Source organism: Streptomyces sp. NPDC001056, assembly GCF_053598955.1.
In genome coordinates, this window is the sequence record NZ_JBSFLI010000004.1 from 94,532 (window position 1) to 111,870 (window position 17,339).

At 72.5% G+C, this 17,339-nt stretch carries 17 protein-coding genes; 7 read left to right on the plus strand and 10 right to left on the minus strand.

Going from position 1 to position 17,339, the window contains the following annotated elements:
* Nucleotides 1–56: 56 nt before the first annotated feature.
* Both ACWDD7_RS06870 and ACWDD7_RS06875 read right to left on the minus strand, forming a co-directional pair.
* Nucleotides 57–920 carry a helix-turn-helix domain-containing protein gene (locus ACWDD7_RS06870; protein ID WP_351866896.1) on the minus strand — a complete coding sequence of 288 codons (864 nt, stop codon included), beginning with the start codon at nt 918–920 and terminating at the stop codon, nt 57–59.
* Nucleotides 921–1,015: 95 nt separating this feature from the next.
* Nucleotides 1,016–1,846, minus strand: coding sequence for a helix-turn-helix domain-containing protein (locus ACWDD7_RS06875; RefSeq protein ID WP_450456607.1), 831 nt, complete (start codon nt 1,844–1,846; stop codon nt 1,016–1,018).
* Between the two features lie 188 nt (nt 1,847–2,034).
* On the opposite strand from ACWDD7_RS06875, the gene ACWDD7_RS06880 reads away from it, so the two are divergent.
* Together ACWDD7_RS06880 and ACWDD7_RS06885 are read left to right on the plus strand one after the other, a co-directional pair.
* The gene (locus ACWDD7_RS06880) at nt 2,035–2,340 is read left to right on the plus strand and encodes a 4a-hydroxytetrahydrobiopterin dehydratase (RefSeq protein ID WP_351866902.1); all 306 of its coding nucleotides are present in this window, start codon (nt 2,035–2,037) and stop codon (nt 2,338–2,340) included.
* A 5-nt stretch (nt 2,341–2,345) separates the two neighbouring features.
* Nucleotides 2,346–3,086, plus strand: a complete 741-nt coding sequence (locus ACWDD7_RS06885; RefSeq protein ID WP_450456608.1) for a class I SAM-dependent methyltransferase — start codon at nt 2,346–2,348, stop codon at nt 3,084–3,086.
* Between the two features lie 97 nt (nt 3,087–3,183).
* Here the strand turns inward: ACWDD7_RS06885 and ACWDD7_RS06890 are convergent, their stop codons facing one another.
* Complete coding sequence (locus ACWDD7_RS06890; RefSeq protein WP_450456609.1) at nt 3,184–3,948, minus strand: phytanoyl-CoA dioxygenase family protein; 765 nt, start codon at nt 3,946–3,948, stop codon at nt 3,184–3,186.
* A gap of 147 nt (nt 3,949–4,095) precedes the next feature.
* On the opposite strand from ACWDD7_RS06890, the gene ACWDD7_RS06895 reads away from it, so the two are divergent.
* Both ACWDD7_RS06895 and ACWDD7_RS06900 read left to right on the plus strand, forming a co-directional pair.
* Complete coding sequence (locus tag ACWDD7_RS06895) at nt 4,096–5,046, plus strand: class I SAM-dependent methyltransferase (protein ID WP_450456610.1); 951 nt, start codon at nt 4,096–4,098, stop codon at nt 5,044–5,046.
* A 79-nt stretch (nt 5,047–5,125) separates the two neighbouring features.
* Nucleotides 5,126–5,827, plus strand: coding sequence for an SDR family oxidoreductase (locus ACWDD7_RS06900; RefSeq protein WP_450456611.1), 702 nt, complete (start codon nt 5,126–5,128; stop codon nt 5,825–5,827).
* Between the two features lie 13 nt (nt 5,828–5,840).
* Here the strand turns inward: ACWDD7_RS06900 and ACWDD7_RS06905 are convergent, their stop codons facing one another.
* The gene (locus ACWDD7_RS06905; protein ID WP_450456612.1) at nt 5,841–6,536 is read right to left on the minus strand and encodes a glycoside hydrolase family 75 protein; all 696 of its coding nucleotides are present in this window, start codon (nt 6,534–6,536) and stop codon (nt 5,841–5,843) included.
* A gap of 189 nt (nt 6,537–6,725) precedes the next feature.
* Between ACWDD7_RS06905 and ACWDD7_RS06910 the strand changes: the two genes are divergently transcribed.
* Entirely contained in the window at nt 6,726–7,337 is a 612-nt protein-coding gene (locus ACWDD7_RS06910; protein WP_450456613.1) for an antibiotic biosynthesis monooxygenase family protein, read from the plus strand.
* 127 nt (nt 7,338–7,464) lie between these two features.
* On the opposite strand, the gene ACWDD7_RS06915 is transcribed toward ACWDD7_RS06910, so the two are convergent.
* The 3 genes from ACWDD7_RS06915 to ACWDD7_RS06925 form a co-directional block, all read right to left on the minus strand.
* A complete protein-coding gene (locus ACWDD7_RS06915) occupies nt 7,465–8,301 on the minus strand; it encodes an aldo/keto reductase (protein WP_450456614.1) in 837 nt (278 codons plus the stop codon).
* Between the two features lie 87 nt (nt 8,302–8,388).
* Nucleotides 8,389–10,215 (minus strand): AMP-dependent synthetase/ligase, encoded by a 1,827-nt coding sequence (locus ACWDD7_RS06920; protein WP_450456615.1) that lies wholly within the window; start codon nt 10,213–10,215, stop codon nt 8,389–8,391.
* 365 nt (nt 10,216–10,580) lie between these two features.
* Nucleotides 10,581–11,450 (minus strand): LysR substrate-binding domain-containing protein, encoded by an 870-nt coding sequence (locus tag ACWDD7_RS06925; protein ID WP_450456616.1) that lies wholly within the window; start codon nt 11,448–11,450, stop codon nt 10,581–10,583.
* Between the two features lie 169 nt (nt 11,451–11,619).
* On the opposite strand from ACWDD7_RS06925, the gene ACWDD7_RS06930 reads away from it, so the two are divergent.
* Nucleotides 11,620–12,744 (plus strand): bile acid:sodium symporter family protein, encoded by a 1,125-nt coding sequence (locus ACWDD7_RS06930; RefSeq protein WP_450456732.1) that lies wholly within the window; start codon nt 11,620–11,622, stop codon nt 12,742–12,744.
* Here ACWDD7_RS06930 and ACWDD7_RS06935 read toward each other — a convergent pair.
* Both ACWDD7_RS06935 and ACWDD7_RS06940 read right to left on the minus strand, forming a co-directional pair.
* A complete protein-coding gene (locus tag ACWDD7_RS06935; protein ID WP_450456617.1) occupies nt 12,694–14,598 on the minus strand; it encodes an exo-alpha-sialidase in 1,905 nt (634 codons plus the stop codon). The genes ACWDD7_RS06930 and ACWDD7_RS06935 overlap by 51 nt on opposite strands.
* A 225-nt stretch (nt 14,599–14,823) precedes the next feature.
* Nucleotides 14,824–15,741, minus strand: a complete 918-nt coding sequence (locus ACWDD7_RS06940) for a quinone oxidoreductase family protein (protein ID WP_450456618.1) — start codon at nt 15,739–15,741, stop codon at nt 14,824–14,826.
* 141 nt (nt 15,742–15,882) lie between these two features.
* On the opposite strand from ACWDD7_RS06940, the gene ACWDD7_RS06945 reads away from it, so the two are divergent.
* Nucleotides 15,883–16,359, plus strand: coding sequence for a MarR family winged helix-turn-helix transcriptional regulator (locus ACWDD7_RS06945; RefSeq protein ID WP_450456619.1), 477 nt, complete (start codon nt 15,883–15,885; stop codon nt 16,357–16,359).
* A 246-nt stretch (nt 16,360–16,605) separates the two neighbouring features.
* Here ACWDD7_RS06945 and ACWDD7_RS06950 read toward each other — a convergent pair whose 3' ends face one another.
* Nucleotides 16,606–17,325, minus strand: a complete 720-nt coding sequence (locus ACWDD7_RS06950) for an SDR family oxidoreductase (RefSeq protein WP_351866939.1) — start codon at nt 17,323–17,325, stop codon at nt 16,606–16,608.
* Nucleotides 17,326–17,339: the final 14 nt, after the last annotated feature.

Below are 17,339 nucleotides of genomic sequence, written 5' to 3' on the forward strand. Positions count from 1 at the left end.
GTCGCGGGACCCGGCACCCCGGCGTCGCGGGACCCGGCACCCCGGCGTCGTAGGACTCAGAGCCCCGCGCGGTACTCCCGCAGGATCTCCCGCGTGCGGCGCGCCGAGGCGGCACGGGCCGTCATATGGTCCAGCACCTCCAGATGCGCGGCGACCTCCCGCCGCGCGTCCAGGTAGAGGGCGCCGGTCAGGTACTCCGTGAACACCATGTCCGGCAACTCCGGTTCGGCGAACCGGAACAGGGTGAACGGCGCGTACGTCCCCGGGTGCGGGCCCGCCGCGAACTCCGCGATCTGGAGCGTGACGTGGTCCCGGTCGGCGTACTCGATCAGCCGGTCCAACTGGTCGCGCAGCACGTCGGGGGAGGTGCTCACCGGGCGACGGAACACCGTCTCGTCCATGATCACCCACAGGTGCGGGGGATCCTCGCGCTCCAGCAGTCGCTGCCGCTCCATGCGCAGCGACACATGCCGCTGCACGGACTCCGGCTCGCTCTGCCCGATGGTCCCCGCCTCCAGCACCGCCCGCGCGTACGCCTCCGTCTGGAGCAGGCCGGGCACGAAGTGCGGCTCGTAGGAGCGGATGATCCGGGCCGCGCCCTCCAGGCTGACGTAGAGGCTGAACCAGTCGGGCAGCACATCGTGGAACCGCTGCCACCAGCCCGGCTGGTTGGCCTCCTCCGCCAGCCGCACGAACGCGGCCGCCTCCTCCCGCGCCACCCCGTAGGTCTCCAGGAGTACCTGCAAGTACGGTATTTTCAGTCCGACTTCGGCCGTCTCCATGCGCCGTACCGTCGCCGCCGCCACCCGCAGGACCCCGGCGGCCTCCTCACGGCTGAGCCCCGCGGCCTCCCGCAGTTCCTGCAGCCGCTTGCCGAGCACCACCTGACCCACGGTGGGTGCAGCCCGCCGCTCACTCACGCCACGCCCTCCCCTGCCGTCTTCGGCGCGCAGCAGTCTGTCACGGGACTCCGTTTCGCACAGCGGATCGAGCGGAAGCGAAGATCACAGGATCGTCAACCCTCAAGTCCCTGGAGGTACTTGGCGGTCGCCGGGTCGGCCGGCAGGAAGGTCTCGATCGCCAGTTCGGCGACGGTGACGTCCATCGGGGTGTTGAAGGTGGAGATGGACGACACGAACGACAGGATGCGGCCCTCGTGCTCGATCCGCATCGGCAGCGCGAAGTACGGCACCGGCTCTTCCGGTTCCTCGCCCGGCGCGTCCCCGGCGACCGGATAGGCCGTCACCTCCTCGTACAACGTCCGGAGTTGGTCCGAGCGGTGCAGCGCGAGCTGGCGCTCCATCTGCGCCACGAGATGCCCGCGCCACTCCCGGAGGTTCCGGATCCGCGGCGCGAGGCCCTCGGGGTGCAGCGTCAGGCGCATCGCGTTCGGCGCCGGCCGCAACAGCTTCTCCGGCACGCCGTCCAGCAGCATGGTGATCCCCCGGTTGGCGGCGACGACCGTGTACCCGGCGTCGACCACCAGCGCCGGGTAGGGCTCGTAGCCCTGGATGAGCCGCTCCATCCCGTCGCGCAGGGCGTCGAGCGCGGGATCGTCCAGCGGGGTCTCCGGGTAGCGCGGGGCGTAACCGGCGGCCAGCAGAAGGGCGTTGCGCTCCCGCACGGGGACGTCCAGATGCTCGGCGAGCCGCAGCACCATCTCCTCGCTCGGCCGGGACCTGCCGGTCTCCACGAAACTGATGTGCCGGGCGGAGGAGTCGGCCCGCAGGGCCAGCTCCAGCTGGGAGATGCGGCGCCGCTCCCGCCAGGCACGGAGCAGCGGACCCACCCCCCTGGTCTCGGGTGCGGCGGTGGACACGGAAGCTTCGGTGGCGACCATGGTCATACCTCGACCCTAAACGAGGAGTACGCACCACAACGACCTCGCGCCCGCGGACGCGCCCGGGTCGGGCGGGAAGAGCGGTGCGGCCCCGCCGGTATCGGCCCGGGCACGGACGCGTCGACCGGCTGTCCAGGCCCGGCGCGTGGCAGGCTGGGCGCAGACCCGCCCCCACCCCGAAGGGAGCCCGCGCCATGGCCGTCGCACCGCTGTCGCAGAAGGAGATCGAGGACCGGCTCGCCGAACTCCCCGGCTGGTCCGCGGACGGCGACCGGCTCACCCGCACCTACCGGCTCGCCTCGCACTTCGCCGCGGCCACGCTGGTCATGCACATCGCCGGCATCCAGGACGAGCTGGACCACCACTCCGACTGCACCCTCGGCTACCACTCCGTGGAGCTCGCCATCACCACCCACAGCGCCGGCGGAGCGCTCACCGAGAAGGACTTCACCCTCGCCCGCAGGGTGGAGGACATCGCCCCGGGCCACGGCGCACACTGAGCGATGTGCTGGACTACGACAAGGAAGCCCGTGTCTACGACGCGTTACGCGGCGGCGAGGCCCGCGCCGAAGCCGCCGCGGACGCCGTCCTCGACCTGATACCCGACCGCCCAGGCCGCCTCCTCGACCTCGCCTGCGGCACCGGCATCGTCACCCGCCGGCTCGCAGCGGCCCGCCCCGCGCTCCGGGTGAGCGGCGCGGACCTCGCCCCCGGCATGATCCGCCGGGCCGCCGTCCGCCTGCCCGGCGCGGTCGTCCGCGCCGACAGCCGCCGACTGCCCTTCCCCGGCGCCACGTTCGACGCCGTCATCAGCATCTGGCTGCTCCATCTGCTGACCGATCCGGACGATCTGCGTGCCGTCATCGCCGAGTGCGCCCGCGTCCTCAGGCCCGGCGGGGTGTACGTCACCACCGTCGACAAGGCCGCCGCGCACGACGTGGGCAGCGACATCGAGGCCGCCCTCGCCGGCCGCCCGATCCGCCCGGCCGCGGACGCCGCCGCCCTCGTCGCGGCGCACGCCGCCCGGCACGGACTCGCGCCCGCGGGGCGCTCCGCCTTCCGCGGCGTCGGCCAGGGCCGCAGCCCCCGCAGCACCATCGCCGATCTGCACCGGGGCTGGTTCAGCCAGCTGCCGCCCGGCGATCCCCGCAGGGAGACGTTTTCCGCCCGGCTCGCCGCGCTCCCGGACCAGGACCGCCCGCGCGCGGACCCGACGTTCACCCTGCACGCCTTCCGTAAACCCTGACGGGCACGAGCGGGCGCGAGGATTCGGTGGGCCGTCGCCGTCGCCGTCGCCGTCGCCGTCGCCGTCGCTGCGGCTGCTGCTGCCGGTATCGCTCTCGCTATCGCCCGAGCCCTCGGCGGATGGCCGACTCCACCGGCGAGTACGCCCCGTCCGGCCGCTCCAGCTCGTACGGCACCGCCGGCTCCAGCGGAGGCTGGGCCATGAAGCGCGGCCGGGTGCCATGGTGCGGCTGCGCCGCGTGCACCAGGAACGGATGGCACAGATAGACATCGCCGGGGCGGCCGGTGGCCAGGACGAGCGGCCGGTGCTCGCTCGCCGTGACCAGCGCGGGTGCGATCTCCAGCCCCGAGACACCCGCCTCGCCGTACGGTTCGAGGATCGGCGGCACGTCCAGATGCGAGCCGACCCGGATCCGCGTCGGGGCGTCCTCCTCGGTCACCTCGCTGAACAGGAACAGCATCAGCAACGCCCGGTCCCGTGAGCGCAGATTGGTGTGGAACCAGGTCGCGCCCTCGGGCAGGTAGCTGCCCTCTATGTGCCAGCCGGCGTCGCCCGGGTCGTCGGGGTGCGGGAAGCGCAGCGGGAACGTGCCCAGCGAGTACCGCGACAGCCACCGCCGCTCACCCACCAGCAGGTCGAACGCCTCGTGCAGGACGGGGGAGTTGGCGGCGGCCGCGAACGGGCCCTGCGCCATGCCGCCGATCCGCACCACCGGTTCCTTCCAGGTGCCGGGGTCCTCGGGGTCGTACCCCGTCTCCCGCCACAGCAGCCGCGCGCAGTCCTCGGCGACCCGGGGCGGCACCGCGCCCTCGATCTTCACGAACCCGTCGGCGAGGAACCGCTCCACCATGTCGTTGCCCATACGGATGATGGTGGACGAGGGGAGCGGCCCGGGGCATCGGGATTTCCCCGGCCGCCAGGCCGGGGATTTGCCGGGTCGGCAACGGAACTGGCCCCCGCCCGGTGTGCCGTCGCACCCTGACGGCATCCGGAAGAGAGGCTGACCACCATGGCGCACGACCACAACAGCGATCACGGCCACGGACACGGCGACGGACAGGGCCGCGACCAGGGACCGGGCCACGGCCACAAGCACGGCCACGGTCACGGACACGGCACGGACATCGACTGGAACGAGATGGCCCCCCTCCTGGAGGCCCAGGCCGAACTGTTCACCCCCCTGTACCGGCAGGCCCTGTCCTGGCTCGCGGGCGAGGTCGCGGAGCCGGGACTGATCGTGGACGCGGGCAGCGGGCCCGGGGTCCTCTCCTGCCTGTTCGCCGAGACCTTCCCCGGCGCCCGGGTCATCGCCGTGGACGGCACCGCGCCGCTCCTCGACCGGGCCCGAGCCCGCGCCGGCCGCCAGGGCTTCGCGGACCGCTTCGGCACCCTCGCCGGTGAACTCCCCGAGGTGCTCGACCAACTGGAGAAGCCGGCCGACCTGCTGTGGGCGAGCCGCAGCCTGCACCACCTCGGCGACCAGCGGGCCGCGCTCACCGCCTTCGCGCAGCGGCTCGCCCCCGGTGGCACCCTGGCCCTGCTCGAAGGCGGCCTGCCCTCCCGCTTCCTGCCCCGGGACCTCGGCATCGGCCGCCCGGGACTCCAGGCGCGGATCGACGCCCTGGAGGAGGAGTGGTTCACCCGCATGCGCGCCGAACTGCCCGGCTCCGTCGACGAGACCGAGGACTGGCCGGCGCTGCTGACCGCCGCGGGCCTGCGGCACACCGGCACCCGCAGCTTCCTGCTCGATCTGCCCGCCCCGGCCGACGACCGGACCCGCGCCTACGTCACCGCCTCCCTCACCCGCCTGCGCGAGGGCCTCGCCGAGGGTCTCACCGCCGAGGACCGGGACACCCTCGACCGGCTCCTGGACCCCGCCGACCCCGCGAGCGTCCACCAGCGGCCGGACGTCTTCGTGCTGTCCGCCCACACGGTGTACACGGCCGTGCGCCCGTCCTGACCGTACGGGGCACTTGACTTCGAGAGCGCTTCAAGTGGTGGACTTCCCCCCTCGTCCGACGACATCCAAGGGGGAAACCATGAACGACTCTCCGGTCGCGCTCGTCACCGGCGGCGGCAGCGGCATCGGGGCGGCCGTCGCCCGGCAACTGCTGGAGGCGGGGCACCGCGTCACCGTCACGGGCCGCACGGAGCGGCGGCTGCGGGACTTCGCCGAGGGCCTGGGGAATCCCGAGGCGCTGCGGACGGTCGTGGGTGACGCGGCGGCGTACGACGACATGCGGAACGCGGTCGACGGGACGCTCAAGGCGTACGGCCGACTGGACACCGTCGTCGCCAACGCCGGCGTCGCCACCCACGACTCCGTCGCCGAGGGCGACCCGGCCGGCTGGTCCGAGATGGTCCTCACCAACGTCCTCGGCCCGGCCCTGCTCATCCGCGCCTCGATCGACGCGCTGAAGGAGACCCGCGGCCGGATCGTCCTCGTCGGCAGTGTCGCCGGGTTCGTCAACACGCCCGGCAACCTCTACGGGGCGACCAAGTGGGCGGTCACGGGACTCGCCGAGAACACCCGGCGCCAGGTCACCGAGTTCGGTGTCGGGGTGACGCTGATCGCCCCCGGCCGGGTGGAGACCCCGTTCTGGGACGGCTACGGCAGCCTGCCCCCGGGGCACCTGCTGACCGCCGACCAGATCGCCGACTCCGTGGTCTGGGCGATCCGGCAGCCGGCCGGGGTCGACGTCAACACCGTGGTCGTACGTCCGCTGGGTCAGCCCAACTGACGTACTGTCGGCGTCAGTTGTTCGCTATGAACTGCTGGGCCAGCTGATCGCCGAGGGAGACGGCGGCGCTGTGGCTCTCGATGGGGGAGACCTTGGAGTTCTTGAACAGGATGTAGGTCACGCCCGAGTCCGCGCCGCCGGTCGCCGGGTCGGGGTCGATCCCGAGCGCCTTGGCGGTGGCGTACGACGCCTCGCCGATGATCTTCGTGGGACCGGTGTCGCCGACGACGGCGTACTCCACCTTGTTGTCGTAGATCACGGCGACCACACCGCCGCCCTTGATCCCGGCGTTCGAGTAGTTCCAGATGCTGCTGGTGCTGGGCACCACCACATAGGGCAGCGACTCGGACTTCAGCGGCTTGCCGTCGGACTGGTGGAAGGCGGTGTCGTCCTGGAACCAGGGGTCGCGGTCCTCGTTGCAGTTGGTGGTGCGCTGGCCGTCGCAGTCGATGTCCATGTCGGCCTTCCAGAACACCGCGCCGTTCTTGCCGCACACCGGGACCGTGGCCGAGGTCTCGTCGTCGGTCTTGTACTTGCCGTTGGAGATCTGCGAGCAGGACTTCACCTTGGCGAGCAGGTCGGCCGCGCTGACCGAGCCCTCCCGGGCGGCCTTCGGCGCCGGGGTCGCGAGCGCGTGTGCCGGCATGAGTCCGGCGGCGAGCAGGGCGGCCCCGGAGGCCGCGGCGAGGGTCAGTGATCGAAGACGCACTGTGGGGGACCCTTCTGTTAGGAAACTTTCCTTACCGGGCGGTTCCACGGTGGCGCAGGCGCCATGTGCGCGTCAACCCTGGTGATGGTGAACGCGCGAAACTCACGCGTATTGCGGTGGTTTGCGCCCATGGTGAGACTGGAGTGACGGGAGGGATCGGCGTCATCCGCGCCCGGGAGGCGAGGCTTCATGTTCGTGCGCACCGTGTACACGACCGGGGATCCGGCCCTGCTCGGCTCGGCCCTGCGGGCCGTCAACAGCCGGGGCCACGAGCTGCTGGAGGAACGGCCCGGCTACCGGGGTGCGGGCGTCTTCGTCGACCGTGAGCTGGGCAAGCTGCTCACGGTCAGCTGGTGGGAGTCCGAGGAGGCGCAGGCCGACAGCGACGAGGTCATGCGCGAGCGGCGCCCGGCCCTGCTGGAACCGTTCGCCGCGTCGGTGGCGGTCGAGCACTATCGCGTCGCGGTCTTCCACGCGCTGCCCCGGCCGGTGGTGGGCGGCGCGCTGCGCGTCACCCGCCTGGAGTTCGACCCGAGGGACGCGGACCTGCTGGCCGACACCTTCCACGCGTCCGCGCTGCCACGGCTGGAGACGGTGCAGGGGCTCGCCCGCACGGCGCTGTTGCTGGACAGCGACCGGGGCAGGGGCATGGTGGGCACGGTGTTCACCGACCGCCGCGCCCTGTCCGCGTCCCGCGCCGCGCAGTCCACGATCCGCCGGTCCTGGACGGCGAAGGCACACGTCGCGGTGGTGGCGCTGGAGGAGTTCGACGTGATCCACGCGGACCCGCACACGCTCTGACCGCGACAGGCCCCTGGGGCGTCGCCGTGGTCCGCGGTGTCCGCCGTGGCCGGTCGCGCGGCGCCCCACGTCCCGGGGAACCGCGGCGCCGCCGCCCGCGCGGCGCCCCTGGCGCCGGCCCCGCGCGTCAGCCCATGTCGAACGTCGCCGGGTCGGGGCCGATCCGCCGGTCCTCGTTCAGCGCGCCGATCGCCGCCAGGTCCTCCTCGTCCAGGCTGAAGTCGAACACCTCGATGTTCTCCTTGATCCGCGACGGCGTCACGGACTTCGGGATCACGATCGTGCCCTGCTGGATGTGCCACCGCAGCACCACCTGTGCGGGAGTGCGGTTGTGCTTCTGTCCGATCGCCACGATCGCCGGCACCTCCAGCAGCCCCTTGCCCTGCCCGAGCGGCGACCAGGCCTCCGTCCGGATGCCCTGCTCCGCGTGGTACTCCCGCGCCGCGTGCTGCTGAAGGTGCGGGTGCAGTTCGATCTGGTTGACCGCGGGGATCACGGACGTCTCGTCCGCGAGCCGCCGCAGGTGCTCCGGCAGGAAGTTGGAGACACCGATGGCCCGGACCCGCCCGTCGGCGTACAGCTTCTCCAGCGCCTTGTACGTGTCGACGTACAGGTCCCGCGCCGGCAGCGGCCAGTGGATCAGGTACAGGTCGAGATGGTCGAGCCCCAGCTTGCCGAGCGACGTGTCGAAGGCACGCAGTGTCGCGTCGTACCCCTGGTCGCTGTTCCAGAGCTTGGTGGTGACGAAGATTTCCTCGCGGGGCAGACCGGAGGCCGCGATGGCCCGGCCGGTGCCCTCTTCGTTGCCGTACGCCGCGGCCGTGTCGATGCTGCGGTACCCGGCCTCCAGCGCCGTACCGACGGCCCGCTCGGCCTCGTCGTCCGGAACCTGCCACACGCCGAAGCCCAACTGGGGCATCTCGACGCCGTTGTTGAGGATGATCGGGGGGACCTTGCTGCTCACGAGCTGGTGATCCTTCGCTTGTCGACAACGTGGTACTCCATCGTCAACGATCACACACGGCGATCCATTCCTGACCCGCCCGGGATGTCAGGATCTGTACAGAGCCTCGACCTCGCGCTCGTACGCCTTTTCGATCGCCTTCCGCTTCAGTTTCAACGACGGTGTCAGCAGACCGTGTTCCTCGGTGAACGGCTGCGCCAGTATCCGGAACGTACGGATCGACTCGGCCTGGGAGACCAGCGTGTTCGCGGCGACCACCGCGCGCCGCACCTCCGTCTCCAGATCCGGGTCCCGCACCAGCTGCGCGGGCGCCATCGGCGGTTTGCCGCGCATCTGCAGCCAGTGCTCGACGGCCTCGTGGTCGAGCGTGACCAGGGCCGCGATGTAGGGGCGGTCGTTGCCGACCACGATGCACTGGCTGACCAGCGGATGATCGCGCACCCGCTCCTCCAGCACCCCGGGCGAGACGCTCTTGCCGCCGGAGGTCACGAGGATCTCCTTCTTGCGGCCGGTGATCGTCAGATAGCCGTCCTCGTCGAGGGAGCCGAGGTCGCCGGTGGCGAGCCAGCCGTCGTGCAGCGACCCGTCGGTCGCCTTCGGGTTGTTCAGATAGCCCTGGAAGACATTGCCGCCGTACAGCCAGACCTCGCCGTCGTCCGCGATGTGCACGGTCGTCCCGGGGATCGCCTGGCCGACGGTGCCGTACCGGGTGCGCTCGGGCGGGTTCGCGGTCGCCGCGGCCGTCGACTCGGTCAGGCCGTAGCCCTCGTAGATCTGCACGCCCGCGCCCGCGAAGAACAGCCCGAGCCGGCGGTCCATGCCCGAGCCGCCGGACATGGCGTTGCGGATCCGGCCGCCCATCGCGGCGCGGACCTTCGCGTACACCAGCTTGTCGAACAGCTGGTGCTGCATCCGCAGGCCCGCCGACGGCCCCGGCCCGAGTCCCCACGCCTTCGCCTCGACGGCCTCCGCGTACCGCACCGCGACGTCGACCGCCTTCTCGAACGGCCCCGCCTTGCCCTCCTTCTCCGCCTTGCGCCGGGAGGCGTTGAACACCTTCTCGAAGATGTACGGCACCGCCAGGATGAACGTCGGCTTGAACGACTGGAGGTCGGGCAGCAGGGCGGCCGCGTTCAGCTGCGGCTGGTGGCCGAGGCGCACCCGGCCCCGGATCGTGGCGACCTCCACCATGCGCCCGAAGACATGGGCGAGCGGCAGGAACAGCAGGGTGGAGGCCTCGTCGCCGCGCTTGGAGTGGAACACCGGCTCCCAGCGGCCCACCACACTGTCCGCCTCGAACATGAAGTTCCCGTGCGAGAGCACACAGCCCTTGGGGCGGCCGGTGGTGCCCGAGGTGTAGATGACGGTGGCCGCCGAGTCCGGGGTGACGGCCTGGCGGTGCCGGTGCACGACCTCGTCGTCCAGGTGCGCGCCGGCGTCGTACAGCTCCTGCACGCAGCCCGCGTCCAGCTGCCACAGCTGGCGCAGCCGTGGCAGCCGGCCGATGACCGTGGCGATGGTCATCGCGTGGTCCTCGTGCTCCACGACCGCCGCGGTGACCTCGGCGTCGTACAGCATCCAGAAGCACTGCTCGGCCGACGACGTGGGGTAGACCGGCACCACCTGGGCGCCGATCGTCCACAGGGCGAAGTCGAACAGCGTCCACTCGTAGCGCGTACGGGACATGATCGCGACCCGGTCGCCGAACCGGACCCCGCTCGCCAGCAGGCCCTTGGCCAGGGCGAGGACCTCGTCACGGAACTCGGCGGAGGTCACATCGCGCCACTCTCCGGCGGCGTCCTTGCGGCCGAGGGCGACACGCCCCGGATCCGTCAGGGCGTGCTCGAAGACCACATCGGCCAGACCACCCACCGGCGGTGCCGACGTGAGAGGCGGGTTGGTGAACTCGCGCAATCCTCGCTCCCCGATCCTCGCTGCCTGAACGCGCCGGTGATGCTCGGCACAGCGCCGTGAAAGCTACCTCACACCCTGACGGGAGGGGAGGGGGGCGGAAACAGAGCAAACCTCGCCTTCCACCCGAGCGTTGTCCGGAAAATGCCCGCACATGGGGAAGGGACGGACACAATACTGACGGGTCAGTAGGTTTCGGCGCCGTAATCTCCACTGAATCTGTACGCGCCGATTACCCCCCTGTACAGGGCGGTTACGGCCAAGACCACGGCGTGTGCGGGGCGGCGCCGCCCGCGGAACCCGCAGCCCCCGGGGCCCCCGGCGTCCGGGCCGCTGCCCGCACCCCTGTGAAGCGCGCCACACTGCCGTCAGCCCCCGTGGCGCCGCAGCCGCTCCCCGCCGGCCAGGACGGCCGCCGCCAGGGCGTCCGCCGCCTCCCGCGTCCCGGGTCTGCCCCGGCCGTGCACGAGGACGAAGTCGACCTTGCCCAGCTCCGGCAGCCCGGCGCGCTCCGGCAGCCGGATCAGCCCCGGCGGGACCAGCCGGCGGGAGTGCGCCATCACCCCGAGGCCCGCGCGGGCCGCGGCGATCAGCCCGTTGAGGCTGCCGCTGGTGCAGGCGATCCGCCAGTCGCGCCCCTGCCGCTCCAGCGCCTCCAACGCCCGCGCCCGGGTGATGCCGGGCGGCGGGTAGACGATCAGCGGGACCGGTCGGTCGGCGTCCAGGCGCAGCCGCTCCGCGCCGATCCACACCAGGTCGTCGCGCCACACCAGTGCCCCGCGCGGGTCCTCCGCGCGCCGCTTGGCCAGCACCAGGTCGAGCTTCCCGGCGGCGAGCCGCTCGTGCAGGATCCCGGACAGCTCGACCGTCAGCTCCAGATCGACCTCGGGATGGTCGGAGCGGAAGTCCTCCAGGATCTCCGGCAGCCGGGTCAGCACGAAGTCCTCCGACGCGCCGAACCGCAACCGGCCCCGCACCCGGGTCCCGGTGAAGAACGCTGTCGCCTGCTCGTGCGCCTCCAGGATCCGGCGCGCGAAGCCCAGCATCGCCTCGCCGTCCTCGGTCAGCTCCACGGAGTGGGTGTCCCGGGCGAACAGCGGCCGCCCCACCGCGTCCTCCAACCTGCGGACGTGCTGGCTCACCGTGGACTGGCGCACACCGAGCCGCCGGGCCGCCTGGGTGAAGTTCAACGTCTGGGCGACCGCGAGGAAGGTCCGCAGCTGGGTGGGGTCGTACACGCCCTCAGCGTACGCGGCTATCGCGTCTCATGATGACAGTGAGAATGGTGTGCTGGTTTCCCGATCGAGGCGGGGCGGGGGATCATGAGAGGGGTCCCACGGGGCCCGGACCGGACCGCCGTCGCACACCCATCGGAGCACCGTGACACGCCTGCGCTGGCCGAGCTGGATGCCCATCGACCCGTACATCGTGCTGCTCCTCGGCACGGTGGGCCTGGCCGCGCTGTTCCCGGCCCACGGCACCGGCGCCACCGTGGCCTCGGGCGCCTCGACCGCCGCGATCGCCTTCCTCTTCTTCCTGTACGGCGCCCGCCTGTCCACCCGCGAGGCGCTCGACGGACTGCGCCACTGGCGGCTCCATGTCACCGTCCTGGCCTGCACCTTCGTCGTCTTCCCCGCGCTCGGCCTGGCCGCCCGCGCCACCGTCCCGGTGCTGCTCACCCAGCCGCTCTACCAGGGCCTGCTCTTCCTGACCCTGGTGCCCTCCACGATCCAGTCGTCCATCGCCTTCACCTCCATCGCGCGCGGGAACGTGCCCGCGGCGATCTGCGCCGGCTCCTTCTCCTCCCTGGTCGGCATCGTGGTCACCCCGCTGCTGGCCGCCGGACTGCTCGGCAGCAGCGGCGGCGGCTTCTCCGCCGACTCGCTCGTCAAGATCGTGCTGCAACTGCTGGTGCCGTTCCTCGCCGGGCAGGTACTGCGGCGTTGGATCGGCGCCTTCATCACCCGGCACAAGAAGGTCCTCGGACTGGTCGACCGCGGCTCCATCCTGCTCGTCGTCTACACCGCGTTCAGCGAGGGCATGATCCAGGGCATATGGCACCAGGTCAGCCCCGCACGGCTCGGCGCGCTCCTCGCGGTCGAGGCCGCGGTGCTCGCCGTGATGCTGGTGGGGACCTGGTACGGCGGCAGCGCGCTGGGCTTCGGCCGGGAGGACCGGATCGCCATCCAGTTCGCCGGCTCCAAGAAGTCCCTCGCCTCCGGCCTGCCCATGGCGAGCGTCCTCTTCGGCGCCCACGCCTCGCTGGCCGTCCTCCCGCTGATGCTCTTCCACCAGATGCAGCTGATGGTCTGCGCGGTCATCGCCAAGCGCCGCGCCCACGACCCGGGGGCGGACGCCGAGGCCGCCGACGGGAGTGCCGGGGCGGAGGACGACGGCGCCGGCGGGGCTGAGGCGAGCGGCGCCACCGGGGGCGAGGAGCCGGGCACCGCCGGGCCCCAAGCGGGCGGTGACGCCGAGAAGTCAGCCGCTCACCCGGTCCAGGGGCAGCCACAGAACCGTGTCCTTCGGTGACCGCAGCGTCTTCGGGTCCGCCAGCTCCTCGTCGGTCAGCGCCCGGTCCCACACGTGCGCCTCGTCGATCGCTCCTGTGAAGAAGGCCCGGCTGTCCATGCGCTGACCTATGTGCACGCCGAACGGCGAGTCACGGCTCACCGAGCCCGGTACGTCGGCGACCGAAGCCCTCGTGGCGTCGACGAACAGCGACAGCGTGCCGCCGCCGCGGCGTAGCACCGCGTGGTGCCACCGGCCGTCGTTGTACGCCGTGCCGGTGCGCACGTACACCGTCCGCGGCGCCGCCGCGCCGTCGCGCACGGTGATCAGCCCCTGTATCCGGTGGTTCGCCGGCTCCCCACGCAGCCACACCTGCGGCTCGCTGGTCCCTGTCCCGCCCATCCACAGCAGCGGCTGCTCACCGGTCGTCGCCGAGTACCGGAACCACAGCGACGCGGTGAAGTCCTTCGACCCGAGCGGCAGGCTCGCGCGGTACGGCAGACGTACCGCGTCGTCCGTGCCGTCGAAGGCCAGCGCGCCCCCGAAGACGCCGTCGGTCTCCTGCGGGCCGCCGAGCACCGCGGCCGGCCGGGCCCGCGGGGTCAGATCCGGGGTGACCGGGTCGGGGCTCCGGCGCGGGGCGAGCCAGTCCTCGGTGAACCGGGCGAAACGGATCTCGTCCCGCGCGTCCACCGCCCCGCCCTCGTAGAGCAGGCCCACGGTGTCCCCGGTCGTCCGCACCAGGTCCGAGTAGCCCGACCAGTCGGTGGTGACGACCGTGCCGCGGTCCACGCTGTCCCAGGTGCGGCCGCCGTCGTAGGAGGAGCGGATCATCATGGTGCGGCGCCGGTCGGGGTCGGCGGGGCAGGCCAGCAGGATGCGGTCGCCCAGGCGCAGCATCGACCCCTGGACCTGCGGGGTGTACAGGTCGGGCAGGGCGTGGAACGGCGCGGTGAAGCTGTCGCCGCCGTCACGGCTGAGGGCCTGGGTGCGGTGGCCGAGATCGGTGCCGTCCGTCTCCCGCCCGTTGACCAGGATCGAGCCGTCGCCCCGCTCGGCGAGGGCCATCTCGGACGGCTTCTGCCGGAAGGTGCCGTCGTCCGCGATGGGCCAGGTGTCGGTGGCGCCGATCCGCCAGTGGCCGCCGTGGTCGTCGCTGACGACGAGCGCCGCGTGATCGGTGGTGACCCGGCTGCCGTTCCACGTCTCGGCGTTGACCCCGAACACCAGCCGTCCCGCGTACCGCCCCTTGGTCAGCTGTATCCCGTGCACCGGCCCGGTCGCGTACCAGGAGTTCCAGTCGGCGGGCAGGATCTCGGGGCTCAGATCGCGCGGCGCGGACCAGGTCAGTCCGTCGTCGTCGCTGTACTGCAGATGCGGGGTGCGGTCGCAGGGGACCGGGCAACTGGCGCTGTCCGTGCGGCCGGTGCTGTACGTCTCGGCGATCCAGACGCGGCCGGTCGTCCGGTCCACGACCGGCGCCGGGTTGCCGTGGGTGTCGCCCGCGCCGTCGTCGACGACGCGCAACGGGCTCCAGGTGCGGCCGTCGTCGGTGGATCGCTTGACCACGATGTCGATGTCGGCGGCGTCCCCGCAGTTGAGGACCCGGCCCTCGGCGAAGGCCAGGAGGGTGCCGTCCCTCGTCCTGACGATCGCCGGAATACGGAAGCAGGTGTACCCCGGGTCCTGGGACGCCCGGAACAGCACCTGCTGCTCGAACTCGGGGGATCCCGCGGCCTGCCGAGCCTGCTGGACCTGCCGGGCCGGTTGCGCGTGGGCCGGGTGGGCGGACAGCGGGGGCGCGAGGAGAGCGGCCGTCATGAAGGCGGCCGTGGCGAGTACGGATCTGAGTCGGGCGCGAAGACATGACGGCACGTGCGGCCTGCCTCTCGTCGGCCGGACATCTGGACGTCCGGACATCCCATGTCCAAGGTGCGCCCTATCGAAGGTAGTTGGGCCTTTGGTGTCATACAAGAAGTGTGCCGGGAGACGGCGCGGCAGACGATGGAGCCTCCCACCGGAAGCTTCCGGGGGTTTTCCGCAGGGCTTCCGCAGGGCTTCCGCAGGGCTTCCGGAGGGCTTCCGGAGGGCTTCCGGAGGTCATGGGCGCAGCACGACCTTGCCCAGGTTGGACCGGGTCTCGATCACCGCGTGCGCCCGCGCCGCCTCCTCCAGGGCGAACTCCGCGTGCACGACGGGCCGTACGGCACCCTCGGCGAACAGCCGCCACAGCTCCAGCCGCCACCGCTCGTACAGCTCGGGCCGGCCGCGGGCGATCAGCGCCATCTGGAAGCCGATCACCGACTTGGCGCCCACCAGCAGGTCGTACGCCCGGACCGTGCCGCCGCCCGAGCTGTAGGCGACGAGCCGGCCGTGCGGGGCGAGGGCGGCGACGGCGGGGGTGAGCAGGTCGCCGCCGACCGCGTCCAGGACGCAGTCGACGGGGTCTCCCCAGTTGTCGTCGGCGTACCGCACGCAGTCGTCCGCGCCGAGGGAGCGTATGAACCCCGCCTTCGCCGGATCGGACACGGCCCCCACCACCCGGCCCGCTCCCCGCGCCCGCGCCAGCTGGACCGCCAGGTGTCCCACCCCGCTCGCCGCCGCCGTCACCAGCACCGACTCGCCCGGCTCCGGGCGCGCCGCGCACAGGGCGCCGAACGCCACCAGCCCGCTGCGCACCAGCGCGACCGCGTCCACATCGGTGGCGCCCTCCGGCACCGGCGAGACCATGGCCTCCTCCAGCACCGCGTAGTCGGCGTACCCATGGCCGAAGCACAGCCCGGTCACCCGGTCGCCGGTCCGGAACCGGGTCGTTCCCACGCCGACCGCCACCACCTCGCCCGCCAGTTCGCCGCCCAGCGGGATCGGCGCGGCGCCCTCGGAGACCTTGCGGACGACCGGCAGCGTGACCCCGACCGCCGTGCAGCGCACGAGCAGCTGCCCGGGGCCGGGTTCGGGGACGGCGGCCTCCTCCGTGAACAGGGGACCGCCGGGGCGGTCGTACCGGACGCGACGCATCGCTACCTCCGTGGCCGGGCACACCGGCGTGATCGGTCGCGGGGAGGGGAGACCGAGGGACCCCGCGAAATCGTTGGGGGCCCCAACGGTAAAGCGAAATTCATGGGGACGTCCAACGATTTCTCGGATAGGCTTCCACCCATGGCCGCCGACCCCCGCCCGACCAGCGACCCCCGCCCGACCGCCGAACCGCCGCTGACCGCGATCCGCGCCCTGCCCAGCTGGATCCTCGGCCGGGCCGCCGCGCGGGGCCGCGCCCTCGTCGCCGAGGCCCTCGCCGCCGAGGGCCTGAAGATGTGGCACCACGTCGTTCTCTCCGCCGTCCGCGACCTCGCCCCCGTGGCCCAGGCCGACCTCGCGCGGGGGATCGCCCTCGACCCCAAGGACCTCGTCGGCGTCCTGAACGACCTGCAGAGCGCCGGACTGGTCGTCCGCGCGCCGGATCCCCGGGACCGCCGCAAGAACGCCGTGTCCCTCACCGAGGAGGGCGGCCTGCTCCTCGAACGCTGCGAGCGGGCCGCCCGTACGGCCAACGAGGAACTGCTCGCCCCCCTCTCCGCCGCCGAATGCGAGCTGTTCATGCTCCTGCTGACGCGGATCTCCGACGCGGAAGGCTGACGGGGTGCGGGCGCAGGCCGGTCCGCCGGAGGGCTCGACCGGGGCGACGGGTCGACGGGCCGAGGGGCCGGTTGAGTCGACAGGCCGACAGGCCGACTGAGCCGACGGGTCGACGGGCCGATCGGGCTGGCTGGGCCGACGGGTCGACGGGCCGATCGGGCTGGCTGGGCCGACGGGTCGGCCGCGCCGGCTGGGCCGCCCCGGCCGGTTGAGTCGACCGCGCCGGCTGGGCCGTGGAGCCCCTTCTCAGGCCAGCGTCCCGCCCCCGTCCACGACCACGACCGAACCGGTGCTGTAGCCCCCGCGCATCAGATACAGATACGCCTCCGCCACGTCCGCGGCCTCGCCCACCCGGCCCACGGGCAGCGACGCGGCCGACGCCGCGTACAACCCCTCGCGCTCCGCCTCCGGCAGCTCGCGCCACAGCTCCGTGCGGACGACGCCGGGCGCGACCACGTTGACCCGCACCGGCGCCAACTCCACTGCCAGCGCCCGGGTCAGCGACTCCATCGCCCCGCACAGCGCCGACACCACGCTCGAACCCGGCAGCGGCCGATGCCCCGCCGTCCCCGTGGTCAGCACCACCGAACCACCCTCCCGGATCGACCCGGCGCCGTACTTCACCGCCGTGTACGCACCCCACAGCCTGGTGTCCAGGAACCGCTGCGCCCGCCCCAGTTCGGTCTCCGCCACACTCGCCAGCTGCAGCGTCTCGCCCGCCGTGTACACCAGGTGGTCGAACGCGCCGAGCCGTTCGAAGAACCCGCGGACGGCGGCCTCGTCCGTCGTGTCCAGCACCTCCCCCCGCGCGCCCTGCGGCAGCCGCTTCAGCGCCGCGTCCACGCTCTCCTGCCGCCGCGAGGCGACGACCACCTCGGCGCCCTCGGCCGCCGCGCCCTCGGCCACCGCGAACCCGATACCGGACGTACCGCCGAGCACCACGACACGCTGTCCCCGCAGACCCATGGGAACTCCTTCTC

What these genes read in the sequence shown, in the direction of transcription:
- ACWDD7_RS06945 (WP_450456619.1), top strand. Translation starts at nt 15,883, where the DNA reads ATGGCCGCCGACCCCCGCCCGACCAGCGACCCCCGCCCGACCGCCGAA.
- ACWDD7_RS06930 (WP_450456732.1), top strand. Translation starts at nt 11,620, where the DNA reads ATGCCCATCGACCCGTACATCGTGCTGCTCCTCGGCACGGTGGGCCTG.
- ACWDD7_RS06875 (WP_450456607.1), bottom strand. Translation starts at nt 1,846, where the DNA reads ATGACCATGGTCGCCACCGAAGCTTCCGTGTCCACCGCCGCACCCGAG.
- ACWDD7_RS06910 (WP_450456613.1), top strand. Translation starts at nt 6,726, where the DNA reads ATGTTCGTGCGCACCGTGTACACGACCGGGGATCCGGCCCTGCTCGGC.
- ACWDD7_RS06940 (WP_450456618.1), bottom strand. Translation starts at nt 15,741, where the DNA reads ATGCGTCGCGTCCGGTACGACCGCCCCGGCGGTCCCCTGTTCACGGAG.
- ACWDD7_RS06950 (WP_351866939.1), bottom strand. Translation starts at nt 17,325, where the DNA reads ATGGGTCTGCGGGGACAGCGTGTCGTGGTGCTCGGCGGTACGTCCGGT.
- ACWDD7_RS06880 (WP_351866902.1), top strand. Translation starts at nt 2,035, where the DNA reads ATGGCCGTCGCACCGCTGTCGCAGAAGGAGATCGAGGACCGGCTCGCC.
- ACWDD7_RS06890 (WP_450456609.1), bottom strand. Translation starts at nt 3,948, where the DNA reads ATGGGCAACGACATGGTGGAGCGGTTCCTCGCCGACGGGTTCGTGAAG.
- ACWDD7_RS06900 (WP_450456611.1), top strand. Translation starts at nt 5,126, where the DNA reads ATGAACGACTCTCCGGTCGCGCTCGTCACCGGCGGCGGCAGCGGCATC.
- ACWDD7_RS06895 (WP_450456610.1), top strand. Translation starts at nt 4,096, where the DNA reads ATGGCGCACGACCACAACAGCGATCACGGCCACGGACACGGCGACGGA.